The organism is Wolbachia endosymbiont of Nomada ferruginata (assembly GCF_001675785.1).
Taxonomy (GTDB): Bacteria; Pseudomonadota; Alphaproteobacteria; order Rickettsiales; family Anaplasmataceae; genus Wolbachia; species Wolbachia pipientis.
In genome coordinates this window covers 1-13,249 of the sequence record NZ_LYUY01000001.1, presented here as the reverse complement: position 1 = coordinate 13,249, position 13,249 = coordinate 1, and the positions used below count along the sequence as shown (strand labels likewise).

The 13,249-nt window shown below is 34.9% G+C and carries 8 protein-coding genes and 1 pseudogene; 6 read left to right on the top strand and 3 right to left on the bottom strand.

Annotated elements, in window-relative coordinates; translation table 11 throughout:
• The first annotated feature begins 8 nt into the window (after positions 1 to 8).
• The 6 genes from BA053_RS00040 to rsmD all read left to right on the top strand — a co-directional run bounded on the left by BA053_RS00040 (position 9) and on the right by rsmD (position 10,452).
• Positions 9 to 2,411, top strand: coding sequence for a TrbL/VirB6 family protein (locus BA053_RS00040; RefSeq protein WP_065094407.1), 2,403 nt, complete (start codon positions 9 to 11; stop codon positions 2,409 to 2,411).
• A complete protein-coding gene (locus BA053_RS00035; RefSeq protein WP_065106634.1) occupies positions 2,408 to 5,431 on the top strand; it encodes a TrbL/VirB6 family protein in 3,024 nt (1,007 codons plus the stop codon). Before BA053_RS00040 ends, BA053_RS00035 begins: the two co-directional genes overlap by 4 nt.
• Positions 5,432 to 5,520: 89 nt before the next feature.
• A complete protein-coding gene (locus BA053_RS00030) occupies positions 5,521 to 8,940 on the top strand; it encodes a TrbL/VirB6 family protein (protein ID WP_245611531.1) in 3,420 nt (1,139 codons plus the stop codon).
• A 78-nt stretch (positions 8,941 to 9,018) separates the two neighbouring features.
• The gene (locus tag BA053_RS07910) at positions 9,019 to 9,159 is read left to right on the top strand and encodes a hypothetical protein (protein ID WP_245611000.1); all 141 of its coding nucleotides are present in this window, start codon (positions 9,019 to 9,021) and stop codon (positions 9,157 to 9,159) included.
• Entirely contained in the window at positions 9,149 to 9,781 is a 633-nt protein-coding gene (locus BA053_RS00025; RefSeq protein WP_010082417.1) for a WD_0853 family protein, read from the top strand. Before BA053_RS07910 ends, BA053_RS00025 begins: the two co-directional genes overlap by 11 nt.
• A gap of 122 nt (positions 9,782 to 9,903) precedes the next feature.
• Positions 9,904 to 10,452 (top strand): 16S rRNA (guanine(966)-N(2))-methyltransferase RsmD, encoded by a 549-nt coding sequence (gene rsmD / locus BA053_RS00020; protein WP_065094404.1) that lies wholly within the window; start codon positions 9,904 to 9,906, stop codon positions 10,450 to 10,452.
• Here the strand turns inward: rsmD and BA053_RS00015 are convergent.
• The 3 genes and pseudogenes from BA053_RS00015 to BA053_RS00005 form a co-directional block, all read right to left on the bottom strand.
• Positions 10,410 to 10,724, bottom strand: a pseudogene (locus BA053_RS00015) (hypothetical protein); the annotation flags it as partial. The gene rsmD and the pseudogene BA053_RS00015 sit on opposite strands and share 43 nt — an antisense overlap.
• A gap of 22 nt (positions 10,725 to 10,746) precedes the next feature.
• Positions 10,747 to 11,337, bottom strand: coding sequence for a COQ9 family protein (locus tag BA053_RS00010; RefSeq protein ID WP_065106633.1), 591 nt, complete (start codon positions 11,335 to 11,337; stop codon positions 10,747 to 10,749).
• A gap of 7 nt (positions 11,338 to 11,344) precedes the next feature.
• A complete protein-coding gene (locus BA053_RS00005) occupies positions 11,345 to 12,898 on the bottom strand; it encodes a Mur ligase family protein (protein ID WP_065106632.1) in 1,554 nt (517 codons plus the stop codon).
• Positions 12,899 to 13,249: the final 351 nt, after the last annotated feature.

Below are 13,249 nucleotides of genomic sequence, written 5' to 3'. Positions count from 1 at the left end.
TTGGATTTATGCTAAAATTTTTGCTGATAATACCGTTTTTTTTTCTGTCAGGCTGCGGGGAACATCACTGTATTAAGCCAGAAAATTTATCAGGTTTGCGTGAAAAACTAGATATAGTGTCAACAGAGCAGAGGTGGGTTGATTCCGGTGTTAATATCTCAGATAGAATAAGAGTAACAGAGATTGATATAGTGCCTAGTAAGGTTAATTTTTGTCCTAAGCAGTATGCAGATTTTGCAATTGGGCCTGGGAGAAATGACGTTGCATTACCATTTGCACTTAAAAAAGGCGATACGATAAGCTTTAGTGTGATTGGAAGTAAAGTGTGTAAAGATAAAGAGAGTGAGACAAAAATCAGGTATTTGAAAATCGACGAAAAGTGTAGCGAGCAAGAAACGGAACATTTTGCACATGTTTTAAATCAAGAGAAATGCCAAGGTGGCAAGGATGGGATATGTCCTAATAAATATATAATAGGCGATGTGCAATGGTTGAGAGGAAGAGAGTACTGGGATTCAGATTTTTCGAAGTTAGATCAAGATGAAAGAAAAAAGGAAATTGAAAATATTATTAACTCTATAAAACAAGGAGAAAATATAGATTGCAGCAAGCTTTCAGAGAGCAGTGCAAGTAAGATAGATACGCACATTTTAAATTCACTCTGTAGACGTATATGTAAATTTTCTTCTGGTCGTAGAGGCGAGGATTGCGTGTATATTGAATATAATAATATAGAAATTGAGCTATTCAATGCTTTAAATTCTAGTGGTGAATCTGTTGTTGCTGAAATTATTAGTAACGTATTAAAGGGAAAACAGGTAAAAACTGACATTACACTATTACGTGCTTACATGGATAATGAGAATTTTGAACACATTCCAGAAGGTGGTTTATGCACTAATTGTGATCACAAGATAAGAGATAACTATCGAACACCAAGATTAATTTTTAGTTTATGTAGTAGAAATGACAAGTACTGCTACGATCAAAATGACAAAGGTGGTTTCAATATAAGAGTAACAAAGAACCACAGTCTAGAAAATAGCTTGTATATAAGCGTCTCTGACAAACTTCCTGAGCATAAGCCTGGTGAAAACCAAGCGGATATATCTGTAGATATCAGCAAAGTTCATGATACTGAGTACATGGAAGGCTTAAAGGAAAAGTTAAAAGAAAAAAAAGGCACCATATATTATGGAATAAGAGACCATGGCTGCGATTACAAAAATGAAGGTCAGTTTAGTATTAACCTAACAACTAAAGAGCCACCTACAAAAACTTTTAGTGCAATATATAATTTCTTTGATGAAAAAGTGAAAACTGCATTTTTCGGCTCTAATTATAAAGACCCTAACGCAATTCACTCTGATACTAGTCCTGTAAAGTCTCTTTACGAAAGTTTTATAAAATCAAGCAGAACAAATACCATTAGATCTACTATAATATCACTATTAGTACTATATATAATCTTATATACTCTTTATTACTTTTTTGGATTAACTCATATTTCTATATATGAGTTTTTAATTATATGCGTAAAGATAGGAATCATCGCCCAGCTATTGCAGGATAATAGCTGGGACTTTTTTTATAACAACGCATTCTCTATATTTATTAACACTCCAAAACAACTAATAGAAATAGCAAATTTTAGAGGCACTACTTCAAATGTTTTTGAGTTTCTTGATTTGCCGCTCAATAGGTTCTTGTCATCGCATTCAGTATTGTTAATAGTATCTCTTATATTTTCTGGCCCTTTGGGCATTGTATCTTTTTGCTTGGTGATTTGGGGTTTAATCACAGTGAGCTTATCTATTTTTAATGCCTTATTTTCTTTTATTACATCTATAGCAATAGTTGCGTTATTACTTTCTTTAGCACCTATTTTTATTATTTGTCTTTTATTTGCGTATACTAGGCAGATGTTTCAAAACTGGGTTAAAAATTTAGCAAGATTTGCAATTCATCCAGTGGTCCTTTTAATTTTTATATCACTGATAAGTCAGGTTATGGATTATATTGTGTATTCAGTATTTGATTTTGAGGTCTGCTCTACATGTATACTTAATATTAACCTAAAGATTTTTAACCCTTGTATTTTTTATGGTTATGCTTCCAAATATACACCTAATATTACCGCTATGATGGCTTTTGTTATTTTGGGACACGCTATGAAAGCTTTAGTTGAAGCTTCTTCGGCAATATCTGACTCGTTGTTTGGTGCTTATGTAGCAAGCGAACCTGGAAGACAGTATCAACAAAGCTTAATGGGAACAGTAGGGTTAGATGAACAAAGCGTTCAAAGAAGAGAAAGAGGAGATGCCTTTCAACAGTCAGGTACGTCAAGACCTCAAATACCACAAGGGACTCAAAGGTCAACGCCTCAGATACCACAAGGAAGACAGCAATGATAAGTAAAAGATCACTATTGTTGATACTGTGTCTTGCAATCACTGGTTGTACTATGGATTGTGTTGAGCCTGGGTTACAGAGCAGAAACACTAGTGTTAACGTGGATGTTCCAGTTCATAAAGCCGATAAAGGAGTTAAAATTCATTGGGTTGATTCTGGTCAGGTAATTAGTCAGGGTGAGAAAATCAAATTCACCCTCGATGGATCAGTAAATTTTTGCCCTTTTAAAGAAGACAAAAATCCAAGGAAAGTACTTGTGCCAGCTAGCTTTTGTGCTGATGGCTCAGAACCAAATTATAGTAAGGCTGCGGATATTAATAGTGTACCTAACAATTATGGTGTTAATGAAAGTAAAAACGAACTATGTAGTGGCAAAGGATTTGGCAGCAATAGACGTTATGTGGACACTGGAATTAAAGTAAATCCTGGTGACAAGTTAAGCTTCAGCTTAGTTCCCAGAAAAATAACAATTGATTACGACAATCCAGAAGGGAAAGGCATCAATTTTGATGACAATTGTTATAAAGCTGTAGAAAATGACCGTAAGGAAACTGTATATAAGAAAGCTACAGTGAGTGAAGTACATCAGGGGGGAGAGTTTTTTTGTGATGGTAAAGATGGTACAAAAAATAAAATACAATTTTTACCTCTTGATAAAACAAAAGCAAAGGAAAGCAAAGTGCTAGTTGGCAATGGGTATACCCCATATGATAATAAGGTGCATTTTAATAAAGGTTATATTCAAGACAACGAACCATGGGTATATGGTTCACTACTTGATTTACGCCGCGCTAAAATAGGATTGAACGAGTTATGTGATGGAAAAAACTGTAGTCTTGATGAGAGAAAAAAGTACTCCTCCTATGAGCTTAACTGTTACCATCAAAATATATGCTATACTGAGAAGGGTATATGGAACTATGGTTTAGGTCAAGCAGGAGAACGGAACTGTGTCTCCTCTATAAGGTATAAGAAGTACGATAAAGGAAATAAATGTGATATGTATTCTTATCTAGAAAAAATGGAAGGGAATGTTAAAGCAGGTAGTTTTACTGAAGATGATAAATCTTGGGCTGAGGCTCTTGTTGCAAAAATAAGCGATCCAGGTGATGCAAGTATTTCTGAAGGCAAGCGTAATGATATGAAGGGCGATGCTAAAGGTATTCAATGTCTTCCAAAAAGAGGAGGAGCAGGAAAGGAGAAAAATGATAAACTAGTATGCTCAAAAATCAGTGATAATTTTGAAGATTTTTCCTTAAAATTAAATCATGACTATCCAATAGGAAGTGTAACACCTGGTAGCAGTGTGATGCTTGCCATTGCAGATTATGGTCACTATGGAGCTAATAGAGGTGGGTACCATGTTAAAGTGACTAGATCGTGTGAATATATCAATGGCAAAAAACTGTATGTGTATTTGGGTGATAACCCGCCAGGGGATCCATCTGCTCCAAAGACTAATGATTTCAAAAAAGTAGAGCACTTAGATAAAACAAAGGATAAGGTATATTATATAATAGATGGAGGTCTTTTAACAGATGAATGCAAAGACAAAAAACCTATAACAGATGAATGCAAACCTAAGAAGATATATTTCGGCATCAATGTAAGCAACGTAGAGAAAGATGACATTACGGACAAAAATGGCAAATATTACGAAAACAATAAGTATAGTGTAACTTTATTTGTCAAAAGAAAAATTAATGATTTTATTTCATCGAATGTAAACGGGGTATTTAAATTTATAAAAGAAGAAGTAATTGGGGACAGCGTTAAAGATTCATACAAAGGATATGCAAGAGGTCTTCTTCAAGGAGTAAAAGCTTTGCTTACTCTATACGTTATATTTACTGTCGTTGGCTATATGCTTGGAACAATACAGCTAAGTAAATTTGATTTCATTGTAAGAATGTTCAAGATAGCATTTATAGCTTTTGCCTTTAGCGATAGAAGCTGGGAACTTTTTGGTACAACTTTATCCAGACTTTTTATAGATGGTAGCACTTATTTAGTTGATAGCTTTTCTGGCTATATAGGGGAAGGGGGGAGAAAATTTGCATTCTTAGACTTGACAGCAGGAGTATTATTCACAACAGAAACTTGGCTAAAGTTTTTATCGTTGATGCTCTCTGGTCCTTTTGGCTTTATTGCATTTTTGGCAATACTCTATGCTACTTTTATGTTCTTAAAATGCATTATTAGCGCTACGTTTAAATATGTAATATCTACTGTTCTAGTGGCGTTTTTACTGTCATTAACACCTTTATTTATCGTATTTATTCTATTTCAAAAGACTAAACCCTTGTTTGATAATTGGATAAAAACGTTGGCTCATGTTTCATTAGAACCAGTCATTTTATTTTCATTTTTATCTCTTTTAAATCAGTTGATGTATTCAGTTTTATATAACCTCACAAATTTTTCTGCATGCTATCAATGTTTAATTAGCGTAAATTTCTTATCGTATGATCTGTGCTTGATGAAATCAATACTGCCTCTTGGATACAGTCCTGGCACTAGCGTTGATGTTGCACTCAGTACCGGAGAAAGGGCTGGTGGACACTTTGCAGCATTACCTATAGACCTAATCCAGGCGTTTATATACCTCATTATTGCCGGTGCAATGGAAGCTTTTGTTTCTATATCGGAAACTATGGTACAAACACTATTTAGCTCTGGTTATGGAGTTACTGGCGGTGTTGGTCAAGTTGCTAAGAGCGCATCGCAAGCTATGCTGTCCACCGTTGGCCTTGATGATAAGACCCAAGGTATTATACAGAACATTAGGCAACAAGTGGGTAAAGATCGGACGGAAGTTGACGTGAAGGATAATTCCATGAGCCCTAAATCTGAAATACCAGAACAATCAGGTAAGCAAGAAGGTCCTGATAAAAAGGAGAGGGGGAGCTCTAAACCTGAAGCACCAAAACAATCAGGTCAGCAAAAAAATCCTGATGAAACAATAAGAAGTGATCCTAGTGATAAAGTTAAAAACAAGGAAGGAAATGGAGAGAAGTAAGATATGAATGATGTTATGGAGTAACTAATTAAAAAGATATTTTAAGTAAAGTTTTAGAAATTTATTCTGTATTTGGAAAAAGTTTAGATATGCAATCACGCTTAGGCAAATGTTGGTTTAGGGTATTACTTCTTGCAGCTTATGTGCTGATCACAGGTTGTAGTAAGAACGATATGCCTTTTCCAAGGTGCATATCTGCTGACTATTTTGGTCCTGAACCTATTGCAGTAAGCGCTCATTTTTCAAGCGATCATGATGCTTTTATTCCAGAAGGTGAAGATGAAAGCGTTATTGATCCTGACACTGGTGAAATTAATTCTGGTTTTCACCATAACCAAGTGGTGAAGTGGAAAGATACTGGATTAGAAACCAATGGAGATAGCTTAATAGTGCGAGTAAATGGTGCATGGACATCTTGGAGTAATAATAACAAGAAGGAATCTAAAAAAGGCAGTTATACCTTACAAAGCTTGGAGCAGTTAAAATATGCAACTAAATTTGAAGGTAAACAAAGTGATAATAGTTTACCTAATTTTCACTTAGTTTGTAATGATTATAAACCTAGCATACAAAAATTTTCAAGTAAGTCTGATACAAGTTGCACTGTAAATTGCAAGTGCATTAATGAAGATGATAGCGCAAATACAGTATCACGTGGTGCTCCATGTTGGTTTACCAATGGTCATGGTGCTTATCTTTTGTTTCAAACGGGGAAAGATGATCCTAACGAAAATCTAAAGTTAATGCGCGATCCTCAATATCCTACTGTACATCTAGGTTACAACTCCGTGGCAGAAAATGGGAGCGGTCTTTTTACTTTAGACAGAGATAGCACTAAATTAAAAGACAGAAATTGTAACCCGGTGAAATTAAAAAAGGGATGGAAAATATATGTAAAAATATTAGATAGATATTACTTAGATAATGTAGGTGGCTACTCTTTTGAGTTCTTAAGTGGAGTGCAGCAGCCAAGTAGTTTTGGGTTTTTTGATTACATTTATAACTATCTAAAATGTGTATTATTGATTAACGAAAATTGCAAAGAACATTTTAATAGCAATGATCCTGCAGTTGCACAAGCTATGTTCGAAAATATAGCTGAAAAAAGTACGAGCTTTCACAATTTTGTTCTTTCCTTGCTTGTTCTATTTGTAATGATTTCATCGTTTCTTTATCTTTTTGGCATGATACGAGAAACTAAGCATGATATGCTCATCAGAATGATGAAAATCACTCTAGTAATAGTGCTTATATCTCCTGGAAGTTTTAGATTTTTCTATGATCATTTTCTTGTTTTATTCGTTAAAGGTCTTGAACAATTGATAAGTGTAATTACTAACTTTGCTCCCAACATGAACACCGGAATTATTGCTCAAGGAGATGAAGCTAAGTTGTTTAGCTTCATGGAGGACATGTTCAATAAATTTTTTGCTTATTCTGTTTGGAAAAAGTTTACAGCGTTTTTACATTACCAAATGTGGGCAAGCCTTCTTATGATACCGGCAATTTTCATAGGGATTGTGCTATACTTCTTGTTGTGCTTGTATGCTTACATAATATTTCTCTCTGGCTTTATGGGTATAGCTTTTCTTATAGCTATCATGCCACTGTTCCTGATCTCTATTTTATTTTCACCGCTGAAAAGTCTATTTGAAGGTTGGATAAAATTCTGTATAAGCTTTTGTTTACAGTCGATTATGATATTTACCCTGCTGTCATTGCTGGCTGCTATTATAATGAACACCTTTTATAGACAACTAGGTTTTACTGTATGCTACAATAAATGGTTCGAGGTAAAGTTATGTGCTCCAAAATGGGTGTTTGGCGGTTTTTGTATCGTTGATAAGCAGTACTTTGGTTGGACCCCAGGGCAAATTTTTGTACCTTACACTCTTGGAGAAGCTTCTTCTCTTAACATAGATAAAAGTATAGAAGGTATAGAAAAGATAAGCAGAGAAGGTGGTACAATAAAATTTACTGGAGGCGCTGGATATATCCCGCTTCCACCGGATTACCCTAAAGATAAAAATGGTGAACATATAAAAGGGTTTCGTTATATAGATTATCCTTTCTTTAATCCAATGCCTGGAACTAAAGATAATCCAGCAGACCACTATATTGCAGAAAGTGATATGGTAGTTAGTAATGGCTGCAGTGCAAAAGATCTAGTACGCTTAACAAATAGTTTATCCCATGCATCAGAGAGGGCTGACATTATATTACTGATCAACAATATAGAGAAAAGGATAGGTGATGTTAGTGAAATAATAAAACGCTACTGTCAAGATATAAATAAATGCAATAGTTATAGGGAAATAATTAATGAAATAAGATCTTTAGTGCGGAGTGCGGTAGAAAAACAAGGTTGTAGAATACTGAAATTTCATGATTTATATAAGGATCCCAACAGTGAATACTGTCAGAAATGTAAAGATTGTGAGGATTGCAAAAATTATCAAGAAAATAGCGATTACCAAAGGGTGCAAGACATACAGAGAGGTTATTTAATCAATGCAGGGGAAATCTTTATACTATTCTTGCTTTCATTTTTAATGTTCTCCTTACGCACGTTCGTACAACAAATGGGCTCAAGTATCGCTGGTGGTGGATTCAGCGTTTACAATATATCTAGTATGTATCAGGCATCGCCTTTGACTGGTATAATGGAAGGATTCAAACAGCAGTGGCAAAATTTTGCTGGTAGAGGATTTGAGTCTTTAGGCAGTTGGGCTACTCATTTACCGGATAGATTAGCCGGAGGTGCAGCTAATCTGCTGGGGAGAGTACCAAGAGTTGGAGGAGTGCTGAAATACGCTATTGATGTGCCACGTAAATTTGTAGATGCTACTATTGAAGCAACAAAGTTTGCAACATCGCCTGAAAATGATGTTGATAAGCTCGAGGAAAAAATTTACAGGGCATTTGGAGTTGATAAGGAAGATATTACACACAGAAGGATCGGTAAATATTTAGATTATTATAAAGGATACGTAGGATCACATTTGGGCTATACAATAGAAGATGCTATGAAATTTACTTGGGAGCATGGCCTTGACTCTATAGGAAAGCATGGCTATGATCATAACCTACTCTATAGAGCAAAAGAATATAGGCGAGATTTCTTAGAGAAGCTTCATGATTACACTATCGGCCGTAAGAGAGAACCAGAAAAAGACAATCCTGATCAATCAAATAAGGTAGAACGAGAGTTAGGCACGGAACTAGTAAGAGATAACCATGATCAGCCACTAGAAGAAGGCGACCCTCTTCAACTACGAGGGGGAGGTCAGCCAGATAAGGTAGTACGAGAACTAAGCACAGAACAAGAAGACAAGCCTAATCAACTACAGCATGATCAGCCAACAGAAGAAGATAAGCCTGATCAATCAAATGAAGTGACACGAAATTTAGGCACGGAACCAAAAGGCCCACCACTTTTTGAAATGAACACTCCAGAAGCTGTAGAAAAACGTGCTGAAAGAGCTAGAAGAAAAGAAGAAAGAGATTGAAAAGACGAAGTTTATAATCTTAAGCCTTTATTTAAAGAACCAAAAAATCCAGAAGAGTACGTTAAGGCACTTTTTGAAATGAATACCCAGGAAGCTATAAAAAAACGTGCTGACAGAGAGGAAAAAAGAAATCGAGAAGACAGTAAAAGGAAATTACCGGAACCAATGAGGAAACCAGATGCAAAAGGAGATGAGAAGAGGATTGAAGATGAAGACTAATAAAAATTTCAAAGGCCTTGATTATTATAAATTGCAGCAAGACAAAGATGGCAACATAAAGTTAAATGACTACGACGACATTTTAAATGCGCGTAGGGCAAGGGTAGACTTGTTGCGGGATAACACATCACTTGACAAGGATGTCAATTTTGCTAAATTGAATAAAGCTTTGAGTGAGAAATTTGTAGATAATCATAGTTTATTGTCTGAATTTGATAAGGAAGACAAAGAGATTGTACAAGAAAGGATTAAGGTGTTTAGTATTTTAGAAAGTCTTGAAGACCTTAAAAGCGTGAAAAGTGAAGATCTGTTAGAGGTTAGCTTACTGCTGTCAGATCTTAGCTTCATAGAGAGAAATGTTGTACTAAATACCGATCAGAATTCTGATCTAGCAGGATTTAAAAACCTATTTATTGAAAAAAAAGCATCTGGTGAAGAGTATAGTGAAGAAGAATGTAGAGGCTTTCTTGATAATATAGATAAAATCAATACTATAATTAAGTTAGAGTTAGAAAGCAGAATTGAAGGGCTAAATCATGATGAAAAAAATGATCATGATGATTTACAAGATGAGATTGGTCAAGCAATTAATGCAGCAGGCAAATCAGAAAAAGATAACTGATGAGTCTTGTGTTTGTGTTTTTCTTACAAGCGACTCGATAGCTTCTCTCTATTAAACTGCTAAAGCCATATTGACATTAATCATATAGTATAAATAATTAATTATTTTGGAGCTTATTTAATATGCTACGCATCATTGCAGGCAAATATCGCGGAAGAAAAATAACTACAGGTAAGCATTTAGCTGCACGGCCAACTATGAGTATTGTCCGAGAAGCAATATTTAATATGCTTTCTTCAAGAAAACCTATTTATAACTTGAATGTACTTGATTTATTCTGTGGTAGTGGTTCTTTTTCATTTGAAGCGCTTTCTCGCGGCGCTAAACATGCATTTATGGTAGATTCAGATTATTACAATTTGCAATTGCCTAAAAAAACAGCAGAAGATTTTGGAATTACGGACAATGTTACGCTAATTTGCTGCAGTGCTAACTGCTTACCACAACCTATTTCAAAATGTGACATAGTTTTTATAGACCCACCTTACAATAGCAATCTAGTTGAATCAACGTTGAATGGACTAGCTAACTCAGGCTGGTTAAGTGATGATGCATTGATAATTCTAGAGATCAAAAAAAATGAAGATTTTCAATGCAACGAAAATTTTAGCGTAATTTTGGAACGTATTTACGGTATAGCGAGAATAATTTTTCTTTCTCTATTAACTTGAACTTGCATATACTTTTCATTGATGAGTTCCAGTTCTATTTTCGTCAAGTTTCCGGAGAAATTACTTATTCTGTACTGCCCTAGATCAAAATTTTTATTAAATTCAGAGTCTATTAAATATTCATGTGCTTCTTCAATAAATTTATTTTCTTTTTCTTCGTAACTGGTGTATTTTGTTGTACCATTATTATCCTCACGATAAACTAAATGTTCTTTATGATCAGCATGAATATTTTTATTTTCACAAACCTTTTCAGGATCGTGCTCAAGTACTTTTCTACCAACAATCAATAGCTTATAAGAAATTTCCTATGATTCCTTTTAAGCGAGTTTTGAATTTTTGAAATGTCATGACATTGTTGATACGGTTATCAAGAAACGATAAAGTATCCGCAAAATCTTCTGAATAATCATTGATAAAAAAAAGTATCGTACTTAAGTACACTCCAGCTAATATTGCTCTTTTTGTATAGTAGTTAAAATCTGTTGATTGGTCATGAATGCCATACCAAATCGCACTAATAGTTCTGTATAAAAGTTTACTAGAAAAATATGTATTTTTTGGTGATACGGAGAATGATAAAACATTTTTTAAAAGTTCTCTATAATTCGGTAGCTTAGCATAGTTTGAAAGGTGTATTTGAATAGCTAACTTTACTCGCTCTCGCACTTTCATATCTTCTAAATTAGAATTTCTTAATTCAGCTTCCATTGAGCTATTTAAGTCCTCTGCTATGTGCTCCAAAGCGCTATATATTCCATTCTGAAATTTGCAAAAGCTATTAGCTAGATTAAGGTCTGTACACACCTTTAATAGGGTTTCATCGCTTATCCCTTCAAATGGAATAACCCTAATTAGCTTATCTATTATTAACTTTTGTTCCACAGTAGCATTATACTAAACAACATGTGTGATTGTACCTGAGATTTTCAAACATTCTACAAAATGCTTCACCACGTTCCTCGAAATTTTTCCATTGATCAAAAGAAGCACACGCGGGAGAAAGTAATATTGTTACTTCTTCTGCGCTATTTAAGGCCTCTTCAAAAGCCAATCTGAATGCATCTTCTAGATTGCAACATTTAACATAATCTACTTTATTCTCCATAACATTTGCAAAAGCTTCGGTTGATTCTCCAATAAGAAAAGCTTTTCTAACCCTTGTAAAATGCTTGCTTAATGATTCTATTCCACCTTTTTTGCTTCTTCCACCAGCGATCCAATTTATGTTTTCATAAGATAAGATCGCCTTTTCGCTCGATTTTGCATTAGTTGCTTTGCTATCGTTCACGAAAAACACATTTCTTATTTTGCCAAGCAGTTCATTCCTATGCCTCAGTCCTGAAAAGGACTTGATTCCATTGATAATAGTGTTGCTATCTACTCCAAGTACCTTACATACGGCATATGTGGCTGCTATGTTTTCTGCGTTGGATATTAGGTTTATTTTCACGTCGCTTACTGATAAGCTATGATTCTCTAGTTTTAACGAGATCTTCTGGATCCCAGTGCCCCTTTTGTCATCCAAGTAGCTGACACTGGGATCCAGATAATTTCGATCTATACCAGTAATCTGTTCACTATAATCAAGCAAATTGTTACCTGCCAATGATATTAGATCTCTTGCACCACCCTCTGTCATCTGAGTAGTTGGCAATGGTTTTTCTTTTCTGGATTCCAGCGTCACGCGCTGGAATGACATCGGGGAATATGTTACTGAGATTGGAATTTTGTTCCCAGTGAATTTGTTGAATATATCAGCGGTAATCCCATTGTCACATCCTATCACAGCAATCTCACTACCGTTTATCAGTTTTAATTTAGCTGCTATGTAATTCTCCATACTTCCATGCCTATCTATGTGGTCTGGTGTAATATTGAGCAGTACTGAAATGTCCACGTTAATTTCATTCATCAACTCCAATTGAAAAGAAGAGAGTTCGATTACATAAATTTCTGCATCTCTTTCTAGATCCAAAACAGGAACACCTAAATTTCCACCAATAGCTACTTTTTTCCCTGCAGATTTTAATATGTGCCCTATTAGTGATGTAGTGGTTGATTTACCATTTGTTCCTGTGACGCCTATTACCTTCTGGTTTATAGTTTTAGCTTCAAGAAATAGCTCAATGTCTGATTTTATTTTGCAATCAAATCTCCTTGCAAGTTTTACTATCCAATGTGGCTCTGTTGGCACTCCAGGGCTTAAAACCAATGCACTGATCTCATGCCAATTATATTCCTTGGGATGAATAAAATTACATTTTTTATACATCATTTTTGCGTTTGCTATTTGCTCTTCATGATCATCCCATGCATATATTCTTGCACCACTCTTTGTTAGAGCGTTAATGGCGGATAAACCAGTTTTACCAAGACCAAAAACCGCGACGTTTTGATTTTTGTATTTGTTTAGTTGCACTGCTAGATAACTTATGCGAACCATTTTATAAAGATATCGTACAAATTACAACAGACTTCTTTCGTAGGTTACAACTGTCATTCAATAGAAACAAAAACTTCCTTGACAAACTCCGCCAGCCCCCTTATCATGAAACTGAAGCTATTTATTTATCTTCTCTGTACAGATTAAATGACAAAAAAACTCACGTATCTGGCGTCTCATGTTTAATTTTTTGCACTATGTGCACCTTATGTCTTTATAAAACTTCTACCTACATAAGCTGAAACGCGCTTATAAAGCGTTTAAAACATAAAAAAACGCCAACTTAAAAAATGGATAGTGAATAACTAGCTACCCTAGGGTTTCTTTTGCCTTTTTTTCTGTTTAGTAAAT